Annotated in this window: 21 protein-coding genes and 1 pseudogene; 1 reads left to right on the top strand and 21 read right to left on the bottom strand. The window is 44.7% G+C overall.

Annotated elements, in window-relative coordinates; all coding sequences use genetic code 11:
• Positions 1–31: 31 nt before the first annotated feature.
• The 11 genes from AC0YNZ_RS14135 to AC0YNZ_RS14085 form a co-directional block, all read right to left on the bottom strand.
• Positions 32–2,281 (bottom strand): helix-turn-helix domain-containing protein, encoded by a 2,250-nt coding sequence (locus tag AC0YNZ_RS14135; RefSeq protein WP_475827196.1) that lies wholly within the window; start codon positions 2,279–2,281, stop codon positions 32–34.
• 100 nt (positions 2,282–2,381) lie between these two features.
• A complete protein-coding gene (locus AC0YNZ_RS14130; RefSeq protein WP_475827195.1) occupies positions 2,382–3,896 on the bottom strand; it encodes an extracellular solute-binding protein in 1,515 nt (504 codons plus the stop codon).
• Between the two features lie 52 nt (positions 3,897–3,948).
• Positions 3,949–4,830, bottom strand: coding sequence for a carbohydrate ABC transporter permease (locus tag AC0YNZ_RS14125; RefSeq protein WP_475827194.1), 882 nt, complete (start codon positions 4,828–4,830; stop codon positions 3,949–3,951).
• Between the two features lie 20 nt (positions 4,831–4,850).
• Positions 4,851–5,813 (bottom strand): ABC transporter permease, encoded by a 963-nt coding sequence (locus tag AC0YNZ_RS14120; protein WP_475827193.1) that lies wholly within the window; start codon positions 5,811–5,813, stop codon positions 4,851–4,853.
• Between the two features lie 277 nt (positions 5,814–6,090).
• On the bottom strand, positions 6,091–6,981 hold the full coding sequence (locus AC0YNZ_RS14115; protein ID WP_475827192.1) for a carbohydrate ABC transporter permease: 891 nt from the start codon (positions 6,979–6,981) through the stop codon (positions 6,091–6,093).
• Positions 6,982–6,996: 15 nt separating this feature from the next.
• Positions 6,997–7,887: an ABC transporter permease gene (locus AC0YNZ_RS14110; protein WP_475827191.1), complete on the bottom strand. Its 891-nt coding sequence runs from the start codon at positions 7,885–7,887 to the stop codon at positions 6,997–6,999.
• Between the two features lie 304 nt (positions 7,888–8,191).
• The gene (locus AC0YNZ_RS14105; protein ID WP_475827190.1) at positions 8,192–9,841 is read right to left on the bottom strand and encodes an extracellular solute-binding protein; all 1,650 of its coding nucleotides are present in this window, start codon (positions 9,839–9,841) and stop codon (positions 8,192–8,194) included.
• Between the two features lie 206 nt (positions 9,842–10,047).
• Complete coding sequence (locus tag AC0YNZ_RS14100) at positions 10,048–11,454, bottom strand: response regulator transcription factor (protein WP_475827189.1); 1,407 nt, start codon at positions 11,452–11,454, stop codon at positions 10,048–10,050.
• Positions 11,454–13,154: a sensor histidine kinase gene (locus AC0YNZ_RS14095; RefSeq protein ID WP_475827188.1), complete on the bottom strand. Its 1,701-nt coding sequence runs from the start codon at positions 13,152–13,154 to the stop codon at positions 11,454–11,456. Before AC0YNZ_RS14095 ends, AC0YNZ_RS14100 begins: the two co-directional genes overlap by 1 nt.
• 371 nt (positions 13,155–13,525) lie before the next feature.
• Positions 13,526–14,722 carry a sugar efflux transporter gene (locus AC0YNZ_RS14090; protein ID WP_475827187.1) on the bottom strand — a complete coding sequence of 399 codons (1,197 nt, stop codon included), beginning with the start codon at positions 14,720–14,722 and terminating at the stop codon, positions 13,526–13,528.
• 262 nt (positions 14,723–14,984) lie between these two features.
• Positions 14,985–15,836 carry an aldo/keto reductase gene (locus tag AC0YNZ_RS14085; protein WP_475827186.1) on the bottom strand — a complete coding sequence of 284 codons (852 nt, stop codon included), beginning with the start codon at positions 15,834–15,836 and terminating at the stop codon, positions 14,985–14,987.
• A 254-nt stretch (positions 15,837–16,090) separates the two neighbouring features.
• On the opposite strand from AC0YNZ_RS14085, the pseudogene AC0YNZ_RS14080 reads away from it, so the two are divergent.
• Positions 16,091–16,432 (top strand): annotated as a pseudogene (locus AC0YNZ_RS14080) (AraC family transcriptional regulator); the annotation flags it as partial.
• A 609-nt stretch (positions 16,433–17,041) separates the two neighbouring features.
• Here the strand turns inward: AC0YNZ_RS14080 and AC0YNZ_RS14075 are convergent.
• The 10 genes from AC0YNZ_RS14075 to ctaD form a co-directional block, all read right to left on the bottom strand.
• Positions 17,042–18,349: an ABC transporter permease gene (locus AC0YNZ_RS14075; protein WP_475827185.1), complete on the bottom strand. Its 1,308-nt coding sequence runs from the start codon at positions 18,347–18,349 to the stop codon at positions 17,042–17,044.
• Positions 18,342–19,247, bottom strand: a complete 906-nt coding sequence (locus AC0YNZ_RS14070) for an ABC transporter ATP-binding protein (RefSeq protein ID WP_475827184.1) — start codon at positions 19,245–19,247, stop codon at positions 18,342–18,344. The genes AC0YNZ_RS14075 and AC0YNZ_RS14070 overlap by 8 nt, the downstream gene beginning before the upstream one ends.
• Positions 19,248–19,265: 18 nt before the next feature.
• Positions 19,266–20,183 (bottom strand): ABC transporter ATP-binding protein, encoded by a 918-nt coding sequence (locus tag AC0YNZ_RS14065; RefSeq protein ID WP_475827183.1) that lies wholly within the window; start codon positions 20,181–20,183, stop codon positions 19,266–19,268.
• Between the two features lie 12 nt (positions 20,184–20,195).
• A complete protein-coding gene (locus AC0YNZ_RS14060; protein ID WP_475827182.1) occupies positions 20,196–20,582 on the bottom strand; it encodes a GntR family transcriptional regulator in 387 nt (128 codons plus the stop codon).
• 29 nt (positions 20,583–20,611) lie between these two features.
• Positions 20,612–21,337 carry a hypothetical protein gene (locus AC0YNZ_RS14055; protein WP_475827181.1) on the bottom strand — a complete coding sequence of 242 codons (726 nt, stop codon included), beginning with the start codon at positions 21,335–21,337 and terminating at the stop codon, positions 20,612–20,614.
• A 222-nt stretch (positions 21,338–21,559) separates the two neighbouring features.
• Positions 21,560–22,003 carry a DUF420 domain-containing protein gene (locus AC0YNZ_RS14050; protein WP_475827358.1) on the bottom strand — a complete coding sequence of 148 codons (444 nt, stop codon included), beginning with the start codon at positions 22,001–22,003 and terminating at the stop codon, positions 21,560–21,562.
• Between the two features lie 53 nt (positions 22,004–22,056).
• Positions 22,057–22,953, bottom strand: a complete 897-nt coding sequence (gene ctaG, locus AC0YNZ_RS14045) for a cytochrome c oxidase assembly factor CtaG (RefSeq protein ID WP_475827180.1) — start codon at positions 22,951–22,953, stop codon at positions 22,057–22,059.
• 94 nt (positions 22,954–23,047) lie between these two features.
• Positions 23,048–23,365: a cytochrome C oxidase subunit IV family protein gene (locus tag AC0YNZ_RS14040; protein ID WP_110771038.1), complete on the bottom strand. Its 318-nt coding sequence runs from the start codon at positions 23,363–23,365 to the stop codon at positions 23,048–23,050.
• Between the two features lie 3 nt (positions 23,366–23,368).
• Positions 23,369–23,986: a cytochrome (ubi)quinol oxidase subunit III gene (locus AC0YNZ_RS14035; RefSeq protein ID WP_110771037.1), complete on the bottom strand. Its 618-nt coding sequence runs from the start codon at positions 23,984–23,986 to the stop codon at positions 23,369–23,371.
• Positions 23,983–25,830, bottom strand: coding sequence for a cytochrome c oxidase subunit I (gene ctaD / locus AC0YNZ_RS14030; protein WP_475827357.1), 1,848 nt, complete (start codon positions 25,828–25,830; stop codon positions 23,983–23,985). Before ctaD ends, AC0YNZ_RS14035 begins: the two co-directional genes overlap by 4 nt.
• Positions 25,831–25,889: the final 59 nt, after the last annotated feature.

Below are 25,889 nucleotides of genomic sequence, written 5' to 3'. Positions count from 1 at the left end.
CATGCAATTATGATCCGCCGCCAGAATGCAGTTATAACGATCTCGAATGGGATTCTCTATACTGGCCCGGTGTCATGCCTGCAGCTTTGCGGAACGTCCGGATAAACCCGGTGGAGTTCGTATAGTTTAGACGCTCCGCGATTTCCGTAATCTTCATATTACTGTCCCTTAGCCAAAGTTTGGCCATATTCATTCGATAGTTCGTCAAATATTCGATAAACGTTATTCCGATTTCTTTCTTGAACACCCGGCTTAAGTAGACAGGATGGAACCGGAATTGTTCAGCACACATTTCCAGCGTAATATCCTGATCGTATTTGTCTTGAATCAGCTCCACCATCTGATGTGCGATATTGATATATTGCGAATCGATGCGCCCCTGCAGGAAGGCAAGGGTAGGCGGAATCAACTCCGTCTTGAACCAAGCCATTATCTCCTCAGCCGTATTCAATTTCATGAATCGAATCATAACCGATTTGGTGCCGGTCAGCCCGTCCAGTGTTCCGCCTTGCTGCTGAACAAGCCGATAGATTTTGGTAATTAATTGGAGCATAAGGGTTTGAAAATCATTAAACGACACATTTTTTACCAAAATCGCCGCCGTATACTGGTTAAAATATTCATAAGCCGAGGTGGCATCGCCTGTTTTGAGCCCACTCACCATGTTTTCTTCGAAGTGACTCCAAGAAGCGGCGGGCTGAACGCTATTTCGGTTGACCGTTTCGATATCTTCATAGTTTAAGATGAGTTCATTGCCAAGGCTAATTCTGCGTTTAAGCGCCTCTAATGCCTCTGAGTAAGCATCCATAGCGTCCGTGTATCTGTGAAACGGCCGACTGATGCCAATACTGATTTTTAGCTGAAGCAGCTCATGCACCTTCGACGCAATTAGCTCCGCCATTTGATAGAAGTAGCCCTTAAGCTCATCCGGATCCTCTGAATCCCCCAGCAGCAGCGTGACCTGAGACTGATCCAGCAGCAGCGTACCCAGAATACAATCGGCAGGAATTAGCTCCCCTACGACATTATTGATCGCGAATAACAGTAACTCCTTTTCGCTGTCCAAGTACCTTGTGTCCTCTAGAGAATCGATCTGTAGAGCGAGCACGCCTATCGCCTTCCCCTTTTCTCCGAAGCCATAGGTCTCATACTTATAGGAGAATTCGCTTTCTGTCACCTGTCCCATAATTAACTTCAACAGGAAAAATTCTTTGACCTGTCCGCGCTGAGCCTGAAGCTGCTGCTGCAGATCCTTTCCCGTACTAAACAAGGAAGAAAATCGTTCCTCGATCAGCGCGAATTCATCCCGCTTTTTGAACCCGATGGACTCTCCACCGAACTGTTCCAACATCGTAAACAACCGGCGGATTGGCCTATACATGCGTAAGGTTCCGTAGAAGGCGGCGAATGCGATAAGAACTAAAATAATGACACAAGCGTTTAAAGTAATGAAAGCAATTTTCTTGGAATCCTTTGTAATCGCTTCCATAGATACGACGGAAACATAGGACCAGCCGTTATAGGAGGAAACTCTATAGTTGACAGCCCTAGCGTCTGTTTCAAAAGATCCCGTTTTATCCGTCGCTGCCTTCATCTTTTGCAGGATGGAAGGCTGAACCTGAACCGTGCTGGAGCTGGATAAGAACGGCTCCCGATCTCGATTGAGTACATAAATGCTCCCTAATTGGGTGTTTTGCGCCAAATTGCTCAGTAACGCATCTTGCGACATATCAACAATCAGCAGCGCTTTAACTGCGGACGTTGAGGAAATCATCGGGAGATTAATGACCAACCGAATGTTATTTTCTTGTGAGACACTGTCGGTATTAGCTAACCAAAATAAATTTTGCGGACGCTTGGCATATTGGCTCAATAAATCTCGATTCGCAAAATCTTCTGTAGTCGTAAAGCCGAGATTGCTGATCATCCAATCGTGCTCCAGGTTTATTAGCCGCGTATCGGCCACACCTTCAATAGAATAAAGATTATACAAGCCTTTGGAGAGATTGTTGATCGTTTGGAAATCATCATTGTGTAAATCATCGTACAGAAAGTCGCTTACCAACGATGAATTGATGTACTGCACAGCTGCCATTTCCACATTCTTTAAAATTTGTTCTATTCTCATCTGGTTTTGCAGCAGAATCTGTACGTTTCCCTCATTGACCTTCTTCCTAATATCCTTTGAGGCAATATAGTAGGAAATGACTCCAATGGAAGCAACAGATACTACACTGAGCAGAAGAGAGAAGACGAGCAATCGATATAAGTATTTTGGCAATGGAAACCTCTCCTTCCTTCGCTTACAAGGCTTCGGCATTACCATTATATCAGAGAAATCTACGATACCGATTGCTTAAGCATGCTCCAGTTGGAACGGCTTACTTCTTCTGCTTTGCATATTCGGCCGTATATTCTTCAATCACCTTGCCGCCGCCGGCTTTTTTCCATTTATCCACTTCCGCTTGCCACCCTGCCTCATCCATTTTCCCCATAATAAACTTGGTTTGGGCATCACGAATTAACGTGTCCAGCTCCCCGCCCTTTTCCAAATAAGTTTTGGAGTTCAACGTTAACGCTGCATTAGGCACCGCATTTTCCAGGTTATCGGCAACGACCTTCCAGCCCTTCGCCTGCAAATCAGATAATGCCAGAGGCAGACCCGTACCGGTTACCTCAAACGCAGGCAGACTGTCACGATAAGGCTTAACCTCAAGATTAAATAGGGACAAATCTTTAAACTGCGCTTTTCCGTCAGATGTCTTATTGAAGTGCTTGCCTTCAATCCCTCTAGTTAAAAGTGTCGACATCTCCGGGTCCAGCAGTTTATCGAAGAAGCCGAGCAGCTGCTTTAGTTCCGCTTCTGACTTTACACTCGATTTCGGGAAGACGAAAAAGCCATTATTGCCGGGTTCAGCCGGTACACGATTGCCCGATGGTCCCATATAAGGCACAATATCAACTACACCATTTGGTACAGCCTTGTTTAGGTTGGTTTGAGAAGTCGCAGCTGCCGAGGCCACCGTATTAATCCGAATCCCAACCTTGCCTGCATTCCATTTATTATCGGCATCAGCAGTCTGAACAACGGAAAAGTCCTGATTGATTAAATTTTCCTGATACAACCTGCGAAGCAGCTTCATGGAATCCAGGTACGGCTTGGTCATAAATTCAGCTACCAGCTTACCGTCTTCTACGCCCCATTTATTCGGCGCCCCCTGAGAAACCGCCAGCCGGGTCAGAAAAGAGCTGCTGGCAACCGGATCGTTGTAGGATTTGTCAAGAAACATGCCGTACGTATCATTCTGACCATTCTTTTCAGGATCCTTCTCTGCGACAGTCTTCATGATGTTATACCAGTCATCCAGGGTTACCGGAGGCTTCAGGCCAAGCTCGTCAAACCAATCCTTCCGGTAAGTGATCCCTGCGCGGCCGAAGTCCCGGTACAAGGGCAATCCATAAACCTTTCCGTCTACCTTTATATTTTCGTAATGGAGCGCGTTGACAGCCGATAAGTTTTTATAATCCTTAAGCATGGGGCCGATCTCCCAAAACAAGCCGGATTGGATCGCGCTAAGCGTTGTGGCATTCGACGTTATTTTAAACGCTTTGGGCATTTCGCTGGAGGCGATCATGATATTTTTCTTATCTTCAAAAGCAGCGGAAGGAATCCATTGCATATCGATTTTTGAATTCGTATATTTCTCAATGGCCAGCTCCACTTCACTGTCTTTTTTCGGGGCCTCTCCAATTTGAGGCGTAGCGATCGTAACTTCAAACGGCGTATTTCCCTCCTGCTTCGCGGTTTGCGAATCTTTCCCGCCTGCACACCCCGATAAACCGCCCGCAATCGTCAGCAATGAAACCATAACAATAATAAAGCGCTTTCTTTTCATGAGATAACCCCCCTGAATTTTATTATACACAATGATACCCCTCGAAATAGAGTTAACCTTTTACCGATCCTAATAGCACACCCTTGGCAAAATGCTTTTGTAAAAACGGGTAGACGAGCACGATCGGGACAGTCGCGACTACAATGGAAGCCATTCGGATCGTCTGCGGCAAATAATCGGTTGGATCCTGCTGCGACGTAGTATCTCCGATTTGATCTTGCGATAACAATACAATTTGTCTCAAAATAACCTGAACCGGAAATTTCTCGGCATCGTTCATATACATCACCGCATTAAAGAATGAATTCCAATGTCCTACCGCATAGAAAAGTCCGAAGGTAGCCATTGCCGGCATGGATAACGGCAGAACGATACGGAACAATACCCCTAAGTCATTGCAGCCGTCGATCTTGGCCGAATCCTCCAAGCTGTCTGGAATTTGCTGAAAAAAGTTCTTGAGCACGATCAAATTAAACGCGCTGATAGCGGTCGGAATCATCAAGGACCAATACGTATTGATCATGCCGAAGGCCTTGACAACAAAATAGGTCGGAATTAATCCCCCGCTGAAGAGCATCGTAACCAGAACCAAAAGAAGAATAGTCCGGCGCCCCCGTAAAGTGGCTTTCGCCAAAGGGTACGCGGTAAATGAGGTCAATATGAGGTTAATGAACGTTCCGAGCACGGTCACATAAATCGAGATCAGTATGCTTCGAACCATCGTATCGGTTGAGAAGATATATTTATACGCCCCTAATGTAAACTTCGAAGGAAATAAGAGCAAGCCGCCTTTAGCTACTTCCTCCGGGGTAGCAAAGGACACGGAAACGATATACACGAAGGGTATGATTGTAATGAGCGATATCAGGATCAACAACGAATAGTTTACCGTATTAAACAGCCGGTCACTCCAATGCTTATCTTCCGCTAGCATATTGAAACCTCCTGACGCTTCTAATAAATGCCTTCTTCACCGAGTTTTTTCGCCATCCAATTGGAGCCGAGAACAAGGACAAGCCCTACCATAGATTTAAACAGCCCGACAGCGGCACTATAGCTGTATTGTCCTTGGGTCAAGCCTTTCATATACACATAAGTATCAAACACTTCCCCTACTTCCCGGTTCATAGAGTTAAGCATGAGGAAGATGTGCTCGAAACCCGTATCCAGAAAACTGCCCAAGCGTAGAATAAACAAAATAACGATCGTGCTGCGAATAGCAGGCAGTGTAATGTGCCAGAGCTGTCGCCAACGTCCTGCTCCATCTATACGGGACGCTTCGTAGAGCTGAAGGTCGACTCCGGATAACGCCGCCAGGAAAATAATCGTTCCCCATCCCGCTTCTTTCCAGATCGACTGGCTGACGATCATCGTTCTGAACCAATCCTCACTAAGCAGAAACGGAATTTTCTCTATTCCGATTCTTTGGATCAATTCGTTTACAATCCCGCCTTCGGTAGTAAACAGTACATAGAAAATGCCAACCGCTACTACCCATGATACAAAGTGAGGCAAGTACAATAACGTCTGAGCGAAGCTTTTGAATATTTTATGACGGACTTCATTTAACATAAGCGCTAGTACAATAGGAAGCGGAAAGAAAAACACTAAATTATATATCGCTAACAAAATCGTATTTCGGAACAGCATCCAAAACTGCGGCTCTGTAAAAAAACGTTCAAAATGCTTCAGTCCTACCCAGGAACTGTTCATAAAACCGAGATGCGGTTGATAGTCCTCAAATGCCATGATCAAGCCAAACATAGGCACATATTTAAAAATGATGAAATACAAAATACCTGGAAATAAGATGAAATACAACCATCGATCTCTGACAATATCCCTTACGAACAAAGACTCTTTAAAGAAAAGGTACTTGTGTCTTGATTGTAACCGGGCTGCATGTTGCCCCTTCATCCGCCGTCCCCCTCAACTTAAATTCATATGTGTATCGATCACAATTCAAATCATAGGTTTCGGGGTTATGACTGGCAATAGTACTGATCGAACCATCTAAATTCCCAGTGAAATTCGTAGAAAATGAATGTATATGGCAGCATTTAAGAGCTATTGGACCCGTGAATTATCATTCTTTTCAGCTGCATCGTACTATCTTAACTAGTTAAAAAAACAAAAAAACCTGATAGATCAAGAAACTTGATCACATCAGGTAAGACATTTTCGGGCGATACCTCTACTCCTTGACCGATCCAAGCGTAATCCCATGAACAAAGAATCGTTGCAAGAACGGATAGATCACTAGAATTGGAATCATGGCAATAAAGATTTTTGCCGCATTCAGGGTCTGATTGGACAGTTCATTTAAGCGTTTCAACGCCTCAGGATCATTGTTAATCGTGGTCAAATCCATCTGAACGACCATCTGCTGAATATACGTTTGCAGCGGATAATTGTCAGGCTTCGTCATAAAAACCAAACCGCTGAAAAACTCATTCCAGTGACTGACTATGCTGAACAGTGTAACGGTGGCTAAAACCGGTACGGATAAAGGGATAATCAGCTTAATCAGGGTATACCATGGTCCTGCCCCATCCACAAAAGCGGATTCTTCCAGCTCTTTAGGCAAGTTCCGGAAGAAATTCATGACCAGAATGACATTAAACATCGGTAAGCCGCCTGACAGCACCAATACCCAAACACTGTCGATTAGTCCATATGCCTTCACCGTTTGATAGAGCGGGATAAGCCCTCCGCTAAACAGCATCATAAATACCAGTACCCACATAAGGACGTTTCTTAAACGAAACTCTTTGGTGCTCTTGGATAACGGGTACGCCATAAACACCGTAACTACAAAACTGAGGGAAGCCCCCAATACAACACGTTGAATAGATACCCAGAATGAGTTGAAAAAAACAGCATCCTTCATAATCTGCATGTATGAATTCAGATTGAACCCTATCGGCCATACGCTGACGATACCGGCTGCAGCTGCAGATTTTTGGCTAAAGGAAACCATCAATGTATACCAGATAGGAAGGATACAAAGAAGTGAAATGGCAACTAATACGACAATAAGGACTAAATCGAAGATTTTGGAGGCGGCACTCGTTTCTCTAATCATTTCCATGCTCCTTCGTTAAAAGATCCGGTAATTTGTAAATCGATTGGCAAGGTAATAGGATAATGTAATTAAGATAAAGCCGACTACGGATTTCAGCAAACCGACGGCTGTAGCCAAACCATATTGCAGTTTCAAGAGACCTTCGCGGTATACCCATGTATCGATAATATCGCCGGTGGAATACACAAGCGGATTATACAAGTTAAAGATTTGATCGAATCCGGCATTCAGTACATTTCCCAGGCTTAAGATGAGAAGCAGCAAAGCGGTTGGCGCGATGCCCGGAATCGTAATATGCCTGAGCCGATGCCAGCGATTCGCTCCATCCAATGCCGCCGCTTCATATAAAGAGGGATTGATTCCTGTTAAAGCTGCCAAATAAATAATGGTATTAAAGCCAAACTCCTTCCATACATCACTCCCGACAACGAGATACGGGAACAACTCTGGTTTTCCCATAAATAGAATCGGATCAATATGGAATGTAGACAACATATTGTTAACCGGGCCCGTGAAGGAGAAGACATCCATGATAATCCCGCTGAGAATGACCCAGGATAGAAAATGCGGTAAATAGACTAGAGTCTGCACCCATCTTTTGAAGATGGCGACCCGTAATTCATTAAGCATGAGAGCAAAAATAACCGGTACAATAAGATGCGCCGCCATCTTCATTAGTGCGATAAAAATGGTATTAAAAAAGATAATTTTACTGTCATTAAGCGCAAACATATATTCGAAGTTTTCTAAGCCGATCCATTCCGAGCCAAACACGCCGCGTACAGGCTGATAATCCTGGAAAGCAATAAGTACCCCGAACATCGGTACGATACTAAACATGATCAACCATACATACCCGGGGAGAAGCATGAGGTAGTAATGTTTTGCAAATCCATTGTTTTTCACGTTGCTGTCACTCCTTGTTTTCGATATAGAGAGATGCGTGATTATTGCAAGTCCTCTCAAGTAGATGCTTCTATTTCAGTATAAACGCGATGTACGGCTCTCCGTGATAGATAGCGAGAGGGCATTCAGGTAGAGAAATGAAGGGAAATCATGCAAGCACGAGAGCCGTTTGATCAATCATTTCTAACATTTATACGCCTGTCCATCCTACATTTGTCCACCTGAATGCCATAGGGAAAATATGCGTCCGTGAACGGGAAAGGACGCCGTCTTCATGCCGGCGTCCTTCCTGGTAACATTGTTTTTATTTAATTGTTTTCACAATTTCCTCTGTCACATCATCGCCGCCTTGTTTTTTCCAGTCCTTAACGAACTGATCAAAGGTATCAAGCGGTGCTGAACCCATAATAATCTTCAAGAACGTTTCTTTTTCCAGTTTGGTTAAGTTCGTCCATCTTTTCTCGACGGTTTCGGTACGTGTGTAGGACAGACTTTTGATTTTATTGAGATTTGGATCGGAATGGTTTCTAGCCCCAACCATGATGGAGTAGGCACGCATGAAATCTTTGTCGCTCTGATTCCAATATTGGATATCCAGTTTGTCATAAGGTTCTAATTTGGATTTTTTAATGGTTTCCAACGAATTTTTCAGCAATTTATATTCCGGCATGTCTGCATAATCTTCCGGCGTCTTGGTCCCCGCCAATACTTCTTTCATAGCCTTATATTCAAAACCGATTTCGTCTAGCGGGGCAAAGAAGTTACGGATGAGCATGAAATCAGGCCCGTGTATCGCTTCGTCTCTCAAATAAAGATTATTCAGCTTAATTAGAGCCTCCGGATGCTCATATCCTTTCCGGACAACCAGGTAACCGTTCGATGGGTTAGCTACCTTGACATTATATTTGCCTTCCGCATCCAGCGGCGCCGCATAAGCTTGCCAGTTGGCTTTGGGATCGTTCTGCCATGCGCTCGGAAGCGGCCAGTATCCTCCATAGAAGCCTTCGAAAAACATGCCCGCCTTACCGCTAATGACCGTCTCTTCGGCAGCTTTGCGAATGCCTATTTCTTTATCGATCAAACCGGCCGCATACATGTCCCGCAGCTTAGCAAGCGCATTTTTGGTCTCTGGCAGAATGGATCCATACGCTGGCTTGCCGTCGCCGCCTTCAACCCAAAATCCCGGAAACGCATTAAAGGCTCCAAAAATCGGCGTTACATCGAAGGCGCCTGGGCCGGCAGTAAAATCATTGTATAATCCCGTACCCGCAGCGATACCAATAGTGTCCGCTTTACCGTTTCCATCAGGATCCTGCTCCACGAAGGCTTTCGCCACGTTTTCCAGATCCTCCACCGTTTTTGGAGGCTGGAGGCCGAGCTTATCAAGCCAGTCTTGACGGATCCACAGCATATTAAAGTCTTCTGCACCTACATGCGGAATAGCCATCATCTTGCCGTCAAAGGTAACTTGCTTCTCAGCAAGCCCATTTGTACTTTCAATAATTTTTTTTACAGAAGGAGACGCATAGTTATTGTAAGCCTCCGTGAGATCTTCCAATTCCCCTGCTTTCACCATTTGATTCAGCTGTACTTGGCTGACAACCATTGCATCAGGCAAATCATTGCTGGCAATGGACAAATTCATTTTCTGATCAAAATTTTCTTTGGATACCTGCCACGCAATATCGATTTCGATATTAAGTTCTTCTTTCATCGCCATTTTCCAGGCATTTTTCTCAAGTGTTTCCCCTTTAGTGGACTTGAAGGCCGGGTCTACGGAGTAAGCGGTTTTGATGGTTACCGGCTCTGCGTATTTACCGAACGGATCGGAAGGTGCGGATGGTTTAGCACTTGCCTGAAACTTTTCCGCTGTTGATTCATTTGATCCATTCGAACACGCTGATACCGCTACCATTGATGCTGCAAGCAGCACCATGGTGATCTTTTTAAACATGGATGTCCCCTTCTTTCGCTAAGTTTTTGCCTCGTGTTCAGTATATACCTGAAAGTCAGCACTCCGAGATAGATAGCGAGAGGAGGTTCAGTTAGAGAAATGAAGGCAATTCATGCGAGCAGGAACGCAAAACGGCAATTTGCTCCGAACATTTCCCTCCCTATTATCATACATTTATCTACCTTCCTGAATTCGGGTCTCCTATACTAATTCATTCGATGAGTTTGCCGATATTCGCTTGGCAGTACGCCTGTCAATTCTCGAAAAATCCTGCTGAAGTATTTTTCATCCGAGTAGCCGGTTTGTTCCGCGATCCAAACAATAGTATTGTTCGTATTCAACAGATACTCTTTTGCCTTTTCTATTCGGATGGAACGGGAATACTCGTTGAACGTTTTTCCGATAATATCTTTAAAGCATTGACTAAAATAGCCCCGGCTTAAATTTAATCGTTGGGCCAATTCGGCTGCTGTAAGCTGCTCGCTTAATTCATCTTGCACCATTAACACAGCCTTAGTGATGCAATCCATGATTTCATGTGAGTAAACAGGATTTCCAATAGATTCCTGAATGCCCGTTCGGATCTTGCTTAACCATTGTTCTACTTGAAACCAAGAATGAACATTGTTGATCATTTGAATTTTGCTTAGTTTTGTCTGAGCAAGTAGACGGTTCCATTCGATTACAAGAGAATGCAGAAGTCCTATTAATTGTTTTTCTTCCAGCCTGAGCGACTTCATTTCGTGAATGAGTCTATTGAACGTAGTATCGTTATGGAACCAGGTAGAGAACAGCCAGCCTTCTTTTACTTTTTCCAAAGCTGATTCATTTGTTTCAGTGTGGGCATTTACATCCTCACTCAGGGAAACGTTAATGATTTTGTGATCAGGATGATATTCATAAAATAAAACTTTCTCTTTATAAACCCTTAACCAACGCTGCATATCCTTCCAGCTGTACCCGTCCTTGTCAGATAAAATAAGCAGCACGCTCTCCGGTTCCTGACGCACCTTCTCCGACAATGTTTCAAACACTTCATTTTGTTGTTCTTCTTTAACGAACCACACCGAGCAGTTTCGATCCGCTTCCATCATGCAAGCATCTGCTGTAAGCTGCAGTTCATGAGGCCAATTATGTTCAATTCCATGATTCAAGGATAACAGCGCATAGCCATACTTATTTTCGACCATAACTTGGTTCGGATTTAACGATTTTGGACTTTGGCTTCTTTGTTCGTTAATACGTGTTGCAATTCGGCCAAGAATTTCTTCAAACTGTTCCTCTTCCATCTGCACCTTGGCAATATAATCGATTGCGCCAAGCCTTAGTGCTTCCTGGATATATTCGAAATCCTGGTGCAGCGTCAATACAACCATATGCAGATGCGGAAAGCGCATTCGCGCGAACCTCATAAGTTCAATGCCGGACATGACCGGCATGGAGAGATCTGTAAGCAGCAAATCGACGGAATGCGATTCCAAAAACTCTAATGCCTTTTCACCATTACTCGCTTCCCCGACTACCTCCATGCCGAAATCTTTCCAAGGCATAAAAGAAATCAGTCCTCTGCGAACTAGTTTATCATCATCTACCACAAGAACTTTTATCGACATCACGTATCCTCCCCGCTCAGAGGCAAAGTCAACAATACGCTTGTCCCCTTGCCGACTTCACTCTTTATTTCCAGACTCGCATTATCTCCATAACGTGCATCCAGCATTCGTTTAACATAATTCATGCCAATTCCCATCCCGACTTTCTTATGTTCAACCGTGCGATTATTCAGAATCTCTTGGATCGTTTCTTCCTTCATCCCTGCTCCATTATCATGAATGGATATGTGAACATTATTATCCAACACGACACTAACCTCGATATATCCATCGTCACTTAAACCGTGATATAAAGAGTTTTCAACCAGTGGTTGAAGAATAAAACGCGGCACGGGCTGTTTTAGGACACTCTCGTCCACTTCTATCCGAACATCAAACTGAAAATCGTACCTGATTTGCTGTAAAACAAGATACTGTCTTAACGCGTCGATCTCTTCCTCAATGGTTGATACTTGTCCCATTTTACCCAAGTTGTAATACAGCAGCTTGTTCAGCGACTTTACGAGCCGGTCAATCTCCTTTTGCCCGTTGATCATAGCCAGCCAATGCACGGTATCAAGAGTATTCATCAAGAAGTGGGGGTTGATCTGATAGAGCAGTTTTTCCACTTCAAGATCTACACGTTTTTTTTCCTTTTGCTCTACTTCTTCGAATAAATTCCAGATCTGTTCTTTCATTTCGGAAAATTGTCTTAATAAGTAATCAAATTCGGGAATTTTCGTTTTTTTAAGCTGCGGTTTTAACCGATTTTGAGACATCCATTTAATCTCGGAATGAAAAAGGTTTAACGGCTTATATACCATCTTCCAAAGCACCCAAGCGAGCAAAAGGGTCAGGCAAATAAAAAACAGCGAAACCAGCAATATTTGAAGCATCCATTGGTTTTTTTCTTTGTTATAGTCAGTTTGTGATATAACGGAAACAACACTCCAATTTTGATTAGAGGTCTGCTTAAACCAGTAATGATCCTTATATAAACCGTTCCCCTCCTCCTTCGAAAAATCGGGAAATTGTGCGCCGCTCGCAAAAATTTCCGGAACCTCGCTATAAGCGATTCGACCATTCCCGTCTAAAATAAGATGAGATAAGCCTCCTCCATATTCATTGTTTTCCAGAATGTTTTGGGTCAAAGAAAACCCGGTTTCAATATAAACATACACATCATCACGGTCCGGCAATCCTACCTTTCTTAACGCTGACAGCACGATTTGATTATCAGACTCGTTCATACTTTTATGGGGACCGAAATACGTAATATCATAATACTTAGCAAGCAAAGGCAAAGAATCTAATGAGAATTTTTCTTTTACAGGGAAATTTTCAAATTGAATGGCATTTTCTTTTTGGATATAGTAAAAAGCTAGTCCAATATTGGGGTTGGTAAAAGTTATCAAATTCAGTTCACTTTTCAACTGATTTTTCGTTTCTAGTCTTTGATAGGGATCCATCGATCGGAACAAAACATCGTCTATTTGTTTTACGATATTGCCGCCATAGGCTAATTGTTGTGAAATATGATTTAGATTACTTATGGAATTCCCTAATGAAAGCTCGACTTGTCTCAGGTTACTGTTAATTCCGCTCTCAATTTTATTGTCAAAAATCTTGTCGATCGTATAGTTCGAAATGATAAAAATACTTAAAAAGGGCACCAAAGAACTGACTAGAAATATTAAAAAAATTCTTCTCTTCAACGTCATTTTCTTCTACAACCTTTCATACTAAAATACGATTCCTCCCAACTTCAAGCCGATAAATTACAGAAATGAAGATGTATTCGTTACCTGGTAACCTTAGGGGTCGCTTTTTTCTAATCATTTTAGCACGCATAATAATTTAGGGAAACGTTTGCACAAAAGAATTTCATAGCCATTCGTGGAGCCTTAATCTTTTATTTGTGTTTAATAACGAGCTCTGTATTGGTCAGGGGGATGTAAGTCGTCGATAGATAGCAACAAGAAGTTCAGGTAGAGAAATGAAAACAATTATGACGAATAACAAAAAACCAGTCTGTTCAAGTCTTTGAACAAACTGGTTTTCTCCATAATTTCATTGCTCCATATTGATTCGTTCAAGTGGCTACTTCAATATCCTTTTGGGGTCTTATACTCCATAAGATAAAGAGCGAGACAATTACAATTGCTAGACATACCCAATAAACGTCACGAACCCCTGCAAACTGAGCAATGATACCGCCGCCTAAATTTCCCACTAACCTTCCAATAATGGACCCGTTGTAATAGATCGTTGTGGACATCCCCGGTGAATTTGGAAGCAGCTCCGTGAAATAGCTTAGTCCATTGCCCATAACAATAGCCACAAACACTGCCTGCAAAAGCTGTGCTGCGATCAGCTGCCAGGAATCGGTAGAAACACTTAATATAATGTTGTAAATAATTGCAATAAAGCAGGCGCTGATCATCAAAGAATGGTTCGATACCTTTCTGCCCAGGGCGCCTAGCGCAAACATAATGGGAATCTCCAAACCAGCACAAATACTAACAACCAATCCGACATCTGTAAGCGTACCATGAAGCTCGTTTACAATAAACAATGGCGTAACGATCCCGTTTATGGCATTGACCGCAAATAGAAAGATGAAGGAAATCAACGGATACCAGATCTGCCTGCGGTTTAGTGAAGTTGCGCCTGTACTACCTGATCTCTTATTTTGAACTGCTCTTTTTTTAGGCAGAAATAGAAACACAAGAGATGCGATTGTAAGAAAAATGGCGGAAGTCCCAAGAAAGAGTCCCTTGTATCCAACAGCTCCTAAAATTATTGTTCCGACTAAAGGTCCTACCAGGAATCCGAGAGATACAAGTGAACGTAAAGTAGACATCGCAAACGTCTTGTCGTCGGAGTTGCTTTCATTTGCTGATTCCTGAGCGTAGGCATAAATTTGCGGCATGGCGGCAGCCCCTAAACCACTAAAAAAACTAACGATAATAAGTAAAATTAAGAAATTATCAAACACTAAATATGAAGTATAGCCCAATGCAGATGAAACCGCGGCTAAAATAATAATTAATTTCCGGTCCAGCCTGCGATCCGAATGTTTACCAATGAACGAGTTCGCCACCACGCCACTTAATGAACTCACAGCCGTGAAAACGCCGAAGGCTCCCGCACTCATTCCCAAATCCTCTGTAAAATAGAGAGCTAAGTACGGCAGTGTAATCGAAATCCCGGTGCCGACCAATAGTACACAAATGACAAATAAACTATATCCCTTGATTGCAAACAATTTTTTTAGTCGTGTGTACAACCTTTAGCCTCCTTAAAACAGCAAATGAAAAAGCGATCGTTATCCCATTAGTCTCGAATCATTGCCTAATCCCCTCACCGCAACTTAATCGACAGATATTGTTGCTTATTCAAAAAGGCAAGCCTATTTGGCTTGCCTTCAATTCCTCCATGGCGCGCCAGGAACCATACACGTAAGCGTAGGATCCGACAGATATTCCAGCGCCTTCAACTCATGTATAGGACATAATGTTCTTCTTACTTCATTTCGTTCTATAAGAACATTAGATATCAAGTTTACGGGTACCGATCCATTTCACCATTTCAGGATCGCGATGTGAAAAGAACAAACTCTGTTTCGTATCTAACGTAGCTATCGACTCCATATCCTCTTGATTTAATTCAAAATCAAAGATGTTGAAGTTTTCGATAATTCTTTCTTTACGAACAGACTTTGGAATCACAACGACTTCTCTTTGTGTCAACCAACGTAAAACCACCTGAGCAACGGATTTATTATATCTTTCAGCTATGGATACCAATACCTCATTCTGGAACAAGTTATTTTTCCCTTCAGCAAAAGGCGCCCAGGATTCGATCTGAACATTATTCTCTCTCATGAATTTTGCATTTTCGATTTGTTGGTTGAAAGGGTGCGTTTCAACCTGGTTTACGGCAGGAACTACTTCATTATGAATAATCAAATCGATCAAACGATCCTCATGAAAGTTACTAACGCCAATCGCACGGACCTTTCCTTCACGATACAATTCCTCCATAGCGCACCAAGAGCCAGACACATCTCCATATGGCTGATGAATTAAATACAAATCCAAATAATCCAATTGCAATCTGTCCAGTGATTTTTCAAATGCTTTTTTTGTGCGCTCATAACCAGTATCCTGAACCCAAAGTTTCGTAGTGATAAATAACTCGTCTCTTGCCACGCCACTGCGTTTGATCGCTCTGCCAACTGCTTCTTCATTTAGATAAGAGGCAGCCGTATCAATCAGGCGATAGCCTGCCATAATAGCTTCATAAACGCTTTGTTCACACTCATTTTGATCTGCAATCTGAAAAACACCAAAACCGAGTATTGGCATCTTAACACCATTGTTCAAAATTACTTTTTGCATATAAAATCCTCCAGTATTTTAAAATTATTTGTAAATCGATTTGATCTTATCCGTTACATCCATAACAGACTCACTCCGTCTCCGCGCGTTTCGAAAACATACGGGTAAGCCACATCCTTATTATGCACCAGATGACAAAGCGACCGTTATCCCATTCGTCTCAAATGTTTGCCTAATCCTCTCAAGATCACTTATGTAACAGACGGAGAGGACTATAATCGAACTATAAAGAATGAAGGAACAAGGAGGACCAAATGTCTGGAATAATCACTAAACAGCAGAATGAGCTCGCCAAAATCATTGAGCATTATTCAGATAAGGACGGAGTTCACCGAACCGCTATTTCGTCCTTATTTTTCATGCGTCAGTCGAATGTGACCGGACCAAACCACGGAGTTTACAAGCCTTCCTTTTGTATGGTCGTACAAGGGGCGAAGGAGGTAGGGCTAGCTCAGGAGCGCTTTAGGTACAGTCCTGCCGATTACCTTGTTGCATCCGTTCACTTACCCGTTACCGCTCAAGTCACTGAAGCCGCTCCCGATGTACCATATTTGGGTTTCAGACTTGAATTTTCACCGAGTCAAATCCTAGAGGTTAGCGGAAGCCTTGGGAAGCAAAATGACTAAGAAAATAAAACAGGCAAGCATTCCAGTAATCAAACCAATTATTCGTTTCATTAACGCTCTCCTCTTCTCTTTCAAAAGTGTTAATAAACCCTTCAATGAAGCCCCCGCAGCATCCACAAACCGTAAACGCTTACAATTTTGATCATCCCTCCTAATCTGTCACCATACAAGAACCGTTCAGTTCCCGTTCATATCAAGTCTAGGTGAATGCTCCTCCTTAAGGTATTCCGATTTTCTATGATCTTGGTTCGATTTTTTCGAATGCATTCGGAATTCAAATTCTTATATTCTAAAGGCTAAAGTACTCATCATATTGAGATGGTTATCAAAAAGCCCTGACGGATCAAGGTTCTTGATCACATCAGGACTTATACAGTCACATTAATTACCGATAACACACCGCTCCACTTCATGTTTAAACCATTATTATTTGATCAGAATAGAAAAAAAACCAGTAAGATCAAGGGTTTTGATCCTACTGGTGCATTATAATTATCTCAAATAGAAGTTATAAAAATCTCAAGTATTAATAAAAACTGTCTCATTTATAAACATTACTCATATCTCCAGAATATTTACCTAAATCTTATAAGCCTTCATCGCCTTGCGAAGCTCCTTAAAGCTCGGACGCTTACCGTACATCAATACGCCTGTGCGGTAGATTTTCGCGGATAGCCAGACAGCTGCATAGATCGTAACGAGAAGGATACCGATGGATGCCCACACTTCCCATAGCGGCGGATCGGTCAAGCCTAATCTCAGCAGCATAACGAATGGCGAGAAGAAGGGAACGAACGATGATACTTTCACTAGGATGCTGTCCGGACTTGAAATGCTGAATATGGAAATATAGAAGCCTGCCATCGCGGTCATCGTTATGGGCAGCACAGCCTGGCCTAGGTCCTCCGTACGGCTGACGATTGAGCCTACCGCTGCGAATAATGTGGCGAACAAGAAGTAGCCGGTTAAGTAGAACAAGGCCGCGTACATCAGCAGCTCAGGGTCGATTTTCGTTAAATCGATATTGAACTGGCCCAGCATTTTATCGTTATGCGGCAAATTCACGTTTACGATAATGACGATCACATAAATGGATATTTGGATGAGTCCTACCAAAAACATGCCTACGATTTTACCGAACATTTGCTTCAGCGGCGACACGCTCGTAATGAGCAGCTCCATCACGCGGGAGCTCTTCTCTGCCGTAATTTCCGATGCGATTAGTTGTCCCGTAATCATGATCGCCATAAACAGAAGGACGACGATAAAATAGACGAGACCCATATTAACGCCTTGCTCCTCCGGCGTCTTGCCTTGGTCGACATGGCCTGCGTCTTCCGTTGCGGAAATTTGAACGGTTGCGATATTAATTGGCGCATTAAGCAAAGCCAGCTGCGCTTCCGTCAAACCGGCATTCTGCAAAACGGAAGCCTGGCGAATAGCCTGAAGTCCGCTTTGGATCGAGCTGGTCAGCTCGAACGCGAGCAGCTTCTCCGATTTATATGTCATCTCTGGAAAGCCGCTCTCCGTCATTTTGCCAAATGCCAGGTAGCCTTTAATATCTTTATCTGTAATAGCCTGCTTCAGCTGCCTCTCGTTCTCTGCCTCCGAGCCTTTATCCGCATATGGAACCAGCTTCACGCCCGGCTTCTCCTGCATCTCGAAATAGGCTTTAAGCTGATCGCCCGTCTCCGAGCCTTTCGCCTGCTTCGATTGAATATAGCCAATGCTGGTCACTTTGTCGCCGCTGCTGAATTGCGAGAAAATATATGGGAGATTAATAGCGATGGTCATAATAGCGGCAATAATAAGCGTCGTAATAAGGAATGCTTTGCCTCTGAATTTATTTTTCAACGTAAAGCTGACGACCGTCCAAAAGTTATTCATGGCTATCACCACCTACCGTCTTAATAAATATTTCATTCAAGGTCGGTTCCTTGATCTCGAATCTCGTAATCGCCGTCTGCTCCAGCGCATGACGCAAAATCTCGCCGCCTACAGCCTCGTTCGCAATGCCTACTTCATAGCCGTATTCATGACGGTTCACGTTCGTAACCCCGGTAATCCGCTCGAGTCCGGTTATCTCCTGCTCCGTGCTAAGAATGACGCGTTCCTTCGGAAACTGCTTTTTTATCTCCTTCAAATTACCCTTCAACACGACGTTCGAGCGATGCAAAATAGTAATGTTCCGGCACAGCTCCTCTACATGCTCCATGCGGTGGGTAGAAAATAGGATGCTCGTGCCTGAGTCGCGCAGCTCCTTTACCGTTGATTTCAACAGCTCGACATTAACCGGGTCGAGGCCGCTGAACGCTTCATCGAGGATAACGATTTTGGGCGAGTGGATAACGCCTGCGATAAATTGAATTTTTTGCTGGTTCCCTTTGGACAGCTCTTCGACCTTCTTATTGTAATACTCCGGTACTTCGAACCGCTCCAGCCACTTCTTCAGGTTCAGCTCCGCGTCCTTCTTCGACATGCCGCGCAGCTGAGCGAGATAAATCAGCTGGTCGCTGACGCGCACTTTCGGATACAAGCCCCTTTCCTCCGGCAAATACCCAAGATTGCGGAGCTGATCGCTGCTGTAGCCTTTCCCGTTGTACAAAATCCGGCCCTCATCCGGGTAAATGAGGCCAAGCACCATGCGCATTGTCGTCGTCTTTCCTGCGCCATTGGCGCCGAGCAAGCCGTAAATCTCGCCCTCGCTCACCTCAAGGCTAATGCCGTTGACGGCTGTTTTATCTCCGTATTGCTTAACGACCTGTTCAACTTTTAACGGATTCATCTTACTGCTCCCCCTCGCTTAGTTCGATCTGATGCTCAACCGGTCCTGTATAAGTAGCACACTCATAATTTCATCCAGCTCCAGCGCCTGCCTGCTGACGATCTGGCAGCCTTCCGCAGCGCACCATTGCTCAGCCTCCGCCGCTTTGTTCGTTGTGACGCGATATGTCGTTCCGCCCGCATGATCCACACCGCATTGGCCCGGCATAACGGAAGCCTTCTTCGGCGTAAGTTCGGCGCCGCTAATAAATAACGTAAACCAGCTGCTGAACAGCTCATCCTTCTCGTACATGCCGAGCACCCTGCCCTGAGCCATAAATACGATAAAATCAGCAAGTCGTTTCACTTCTTCAATAATATGGGAGGTCATCACGATGGTACGATCTCCCCGGTCCATATACCGGTGCAGCACCTCAATCATCGTTTTCCATGCCAGCGGATCAAGTCCGGAGGATGGTTCGTCAAGCAGGAGAAGCTCCGGCCCATGCGCCAGCGCTAATGCAAATTCGAATTTGCGGCGCATCCCCTTCGACATTTTGCCAAGCGTTTGGTTATCGTCGACCTCAAGAATATGCAGCAGCTCGCGATACCGGTTCACATCCCAGCTGTCATACCAGAAGCGGTGAAAGTCAGCCTTTTCCGTCCCCTTCATACTATCCTCATGCGAAGAGGACTGATCATGCAAATAACCGATTCGTTTCTTCAGCTCTGTATCAATCCCCTGCCCCACATGATGGCCAAGCAGCTGGATCCTGCCCCCGTCCGCCTTATCCAGATCAAGCATCAAGCGGAACGTCGAGCTCTTGCCGCAGCCATTCGGACCAACAATCGCCGTAATGTAGCCGCTCGGAATGCTCATATGGAGTGGTCCCAACTTGAATTTCGAACGATTCTGCACAACGCCGTCCAGTTGAATTGCAATCGTCTCCTCCATCATGCGTCCCATCCTTTAGTCAAAATGTTTATTCATCGCTTCTTTAAACATCGTCTTCAGCTCACCCTCTGTACATTGCACCCGCTTGCCGGCAATTACCGCCTGCTCCAAAGCTTCAATTACGGCAGCGAGCCGGTGCCGATCACGCTCCTGCTCCCCAACCTGCGCTACATAGGTGCCGGTTCCTTGCCGCGTTCGCAGCAGGCCCTCCGCCTCCAGGTCGTTATACACTCTCTTTATCGTAATGACACTGCATTTTACCGTCTGAGCAAGCTCGCGTATCGATGGCAGCAGCGTCCCTTCCGTTAGCTGGCCGCTGACGATCAAAGCACGCAGCTGCACTTCGATCTGATGATAGAGCGGCTCGGCGCTTTGCTCGTTAATTTGTATCGGCAGCCGCATGGCCTTCACCTTCTTCCATTCACAGTTGACTATGCTCTATAGGTGCGATACTCCAGCCGGTTTTCAATCCGGTTAACGCCTATGACTACGGCTGCGGCGCTTAAAGCGATAGCGGCCAGTACGATCCACCAGTCTCCAGCCTCGATTGCGTCCAACGTTGTAACAACAATATTTCCGACTTTGAACAACGATAAGGCAATCGAAATAACGAGCAAAACGAGTATATAGATCATATTAAATAAGAAATACATTTTGCCGGAATAACCGACCTCCCAGTAAGCGTACGCGATCGATACCGTCAAAGAATAGCCGAACCAGAATAAACCATACAGCATAAAATATCCGGCCGATATGTCCGCTCCCATATTTCGTACGAATAGAAATTGCAAGCTGAAAAAGATGAGCTGAGCCGAAAACAACACAATCGCCAGCTGTATAATGCGCCCGAGCGCAATTTGCTTAGAGGAGATGGGCAATGTTCTCCAATGCGCCATTTTTTTCGTATAGGAATTGTTTTTCCAATAACCCATCATCGTTTGATTAAGAACAAAGCCTAAACAAGGAAGTATGGTCAAATAAATAAAGTCCGTTGCCCAACTTAGCATTCTTCCGTTCTCACCATCAACCACATCATTTAATAACGGAACGGTGAATAACAATAAATAGCCGACAAACAACAAGGTGAAGAGACTTTTCCAGCGATCCTTAGCCAGCTCATGCTTCGCTAAATACCAAGCGCCCTTCCATAAACTCACAGCAGCCGCTCCTTTCAATTAAACGGTGAATATACTGTATATATCTTTATACACAGTATATTCACCACGCAAGCAATTGTCAACCTCTTCCATAACCTTTATTTTCAACCAGCTTATCCACTATCTTTAGCATTACTGCATTTCCTCAATAAAAAAACCATGCTTACGAAAGAGCGATCTCTTTCGCAAACATGGCTTTCCCTTTGCATGCCGTCCGTTACTTTATCCGAAAATAGCATCTATTACTGGCTTCGTATGTCCGCCTGGATACATCAAATATAGCAAAATATATACCAGCGTACCGGTAATTGCAGTTACAAACCAAATAACCGATGTAACCTTACCCCATTTACGATGCTTAGCAAATTTCTTATTGTAGCCGAGCGTAAGCGTCGTAATGCCAAAAACGGCCGCAACCGTCGCAAGCACGATATGAAACAATAAGAAGACGAGATAATACGGCTTCAATCCATCCGGCCCGCCCCATGAAGTGTTGCCTACGAATATCGTCCGCGATACGTATACGATAAAGAAAATGGTCGCAGCTACCGCAGCATAGAACATCACTTTCTGATGCTCCTCAAGCCTGCGCTTAATCGCCAGTCTCCAGCCCACGGCTACCAGCACAGCGCTAAGCACGATGAAAAAGGTGCTAATTGTCGGCATAATATTATAACTGTTCAACGTTATCCCACCTATTGTTGTCAAAATAATTAGTACTAAGCCGTGCCGGTATTCGTATTTGGCAAATCATCTTCCGAATGCTCGCGTTTAAACCATTGCTTGAATATATACGCCAAAATGATACCGTACATTAGCTCCTGAATAAGCTTCATCACGATGCCGCCAAGCTGCTGATCCTCTACGACATCCATCAAGTTAAAAAACTGCGGACCGCTGAAGCTGTCCAGCAACCGGGTTGGGTCGCCGGATACGCAGTATCCCATCGCCGTAACCCATACGTTAGGATCGCTATATATAGCATACAACGACGTTTTGGCGAAAATAATGAGCGCACAAGCCGGCGATAGAAGCATGCCGTTCGCGAACACGTACGCCATCCGCTTCAAATCGCTTAGTCTTCTCCACTCCGGTACAGGATCGGCAATTTGCCACCACATCATAAAGGACGTAATGAGCAGTACAAAATAATAAAGACGATGCACCGAGAAGTGCGTCATCACATAGTCATGGACAAGAGGGATATGATAAATAGAAAACAGCATATTAAACAGCACTAGACAAGCAACCGGGTGCATGAATAGACTCAGCTTTCTCCAGAAGGGAGCCGAGAACATTTTGCGCCACAAGAAGCTAGGCACTCCTAGAAGGACAAGCGGCGGTACTATCAAGTACGACACTGACATATTGACCATATGAAACGTAAACATAAGATGGCCTAATAGGTTAAGAGGCCCTCCATGCACGAAATAAAACATAATGGCCGCTGAAACGAACATCACCTTCTGCATCGTTGTTGCCGCTGGCGCCTTAGGATCGTTCTTCTCCCGCCATGGACCGATCAAGTAGAAATATAGAATGACAATAGCAGCCATTCCGAACAGAAACATTGGGGTCCACAATTCTTCGAAGCGAAAATATTGTAAGCCAAGCATCGTGGAAGCTCCTTTCAATAACGCTAGCCTTTTTTTACAAAAGAGGAGGGACCCAAGCCGCGGGACCCTCCTCTCCTCCAATTAAAACGGTGTATTACCACCAAGCCCAATATTCGGCCATAATAACACAAGTGAATACGATGAATACGCCAGTCAAAATTCCCATAATAGCAAACGTGTGACCACGATCCTTCATATGCATCCAGAATGCCATTTGAACGAACACCTGCAAAACCGCTAAGCCCATTAAAATAATGTAAATGAAATCTTTATTTATTTCTCCGCTGATAACGGTCGCAAACGCGATGAACGTCAGCAATACGGAGAAAATAAATGCGATAATATGCTTCTTCGGTCCTTCGACCTTATGGCGTTTGGGGCTTTTCTCTGTGGCTGAATGATTGCTTGCCATGGATTAAACCACCTTTCCCATCAAGTAAACGACGGTGAAAATGAATACCCATACCACGTCGATAAAGTGCCAGTACATGCCGGCAACATAAACCTTCGGTGCGGTAACAACAGTCAAACCTTTTCTTGCGAGTTGAAGGATAAGCAATGTGATCCACGTAATACCGAAAGCAACGTGTGCGCCGTGGAACCCAACGAGCGTGTAGAACGAAGAACTGAATGCGCTCGTCGTAAAGCCATGGCCTTCATGTACATAATGGTAGAACTCGTAAATCTCGAGGCCAAGGAAGCCTGCGCCAAGAATTACGGTTACGATTAACCAACTAATTAACGCCTTCACCTTGTTTACGTGCATCGCATGGATAGCGAATACACTGGTCAAGCTTGACGTTAACAAGAGAGCAGTCGCGAGAGCTACGATCGGAAGCTTGAACAGTTCATCTGCGTGCGGACCGTCAAGCACTTGGTGGCGAAGCGCAAGGAACGCTGAGAATAACGTTCCGAACAATACGGTCTCGCCGCCTAGAAATAACCAGAAGCCTAATACTTTATTGCGTCCCTCGAGGGTCGCCTTCTCGGGCTCATGAGGCAATTGACCTTCTACATGCGAATGCGCGCTCATGCTTTCCCCCCCAAATCTCTAAGGATTTCTTCTTCTTCAATGTGGAAGCCGTGATCATCGATTACTGAACGTAAGAACATACATACGAACAAGATGAGCAAGCCTGCGATACCCACTGCATAACCCGCATTCAACGTTCCGAACAGTTTGCCCCAATCCGGAGCATACATAAATCCTAAACCTGCGATGAACAAGCCGAGACCCATAAAGAACGGCAAGATCGATGGTGAAGGCATATGAATCGGACCAATTGGCTCAGCAGGCGTCATGCCGCTATGTCCGTCCTCTTTTTCTTTCCAGTAAGCATCATATCCGCGCACAAGCGGCGTTTGAGCAAAGTTGTACTCTGGCGGCGGGGATGGAATCGTCCACTCCAGCGTACGGCCGTCTTCCCAAGGATCTGCCGGCGCGTTTTTCGGTTTGAAAGACGTTACGACAACATTCAGTAAGAAGAAGATTGTACCGAAGCCCATCAAGAACGCGCCTACCGTACTAATCATATTCATTTCATTAAAGCCAAGACCGTCGAGATACGTCCAAATACGACGCGGCATCCCGAGCAAACCAAGGAAATGCTGGATGAAGAATGTTAAGTGGAAACCAATAAAGAATGTCCAGAACGTCAGCTTACCAAGCGTTTCGTTCAGTACGCGTCCGAACATTTTTGGCCACCAGTAGTGAAGTCCTGAGAAAATACCTAGAATCAACCCGCCGACGATAACGTAGTGGAAATGCGCTACGACGAAGTAGGAGTCATGATACTGAAAGTCAGCAGGCGCTGCTGCCAGCATGACGCCGGTTACGCCGCCCATTACGAAGGTTGGTACAAACCCTACTGCGAACAAGTTCGCCGCAGTGAATTTGATCGAACCGCCCCATAACGTGAACAGCCAGTTGAAGATTTTGATACCTGTCGGAATTGCAATAAGCATCGTTGCAATCGAGAACAGTGCGTTCGCAACCGGTCCAAGACCAACCGTGAACATGTGATGCGCCCAAACCATGAAGCCCAAGAAGCCGATCAGGATTGTAGCGAATACCATCGAGCTGTAACCGAACAGCCGCTTGCGCGAGAATGTGCTTATTACCTCGGAAATAACGCCGAAGGACGGCAGGATGAGGATATAAACCTCAGGATGCCCGAATATCCAGAAGATATGCTCCCACAGGACCGAATTACCGCCGCCTGAAGGATCAAAGAAATTAGCATCAAACAATCTGTCGAACATGAGTGCAGCAAGACCTACTGCCAAAGCAGGGAATGCGAACAAGATAAGCGCCGACGTTATGAACGCCGTCCATGTAAACATCGGCATCCGCATGAAGGTCATGCCTGGTGCACGCATGTTAATGATCGTTACGAGGAAGTTGATCCCCCCGATAAGCGTACCGATACCGGCGATCTGCAAACCTAACACGTAATAATCAATACCGTGGTCACCGTTGTACGTTGTACCCGCCAGTGGAGCATATGCTGTCCAGCCCGCATCCGGAGCGCCGCCAGCAAACCAGCTGACGTTAAGCAAAACGCCGCCGAACAAGAATGTCCAGAAGCCTAATGAGTTAACGAAAGGGAAAGCAACGTCGCGCGCGCCAATTTGAAGCGGTACAACCGCATTCATCAGAGCGAATATGAGCGGCATGGCCGCTAAGAAGATCATCGTCGTTCCGTGCATAGTTAGCAGCTCGTTATATGTATCCGCGCTAACAAAGTCGTTAAGGGGCTTCCATAATTGAACCCGAATCAAAATGGCTTCCAAACCGCCGACAAGGAAGAAAAATCCGCCTGCGATCATATACAATATTCCAATTTTCTTATGGTCAACCGTTGTCAGCCAGTCCATCAGACCGCTGTAACGTTTGACCGTATGCGTATGCGCATGAGCCAAAGTAGGTACCTCCT

The organism is Paenibacillus sp. J2L1-98, assembly GCF_056269405.1.
Note: the sequence above shows the minus strand (reverse complement) of the source record. Positions and strands in the feature narration are given on the sequence as shown.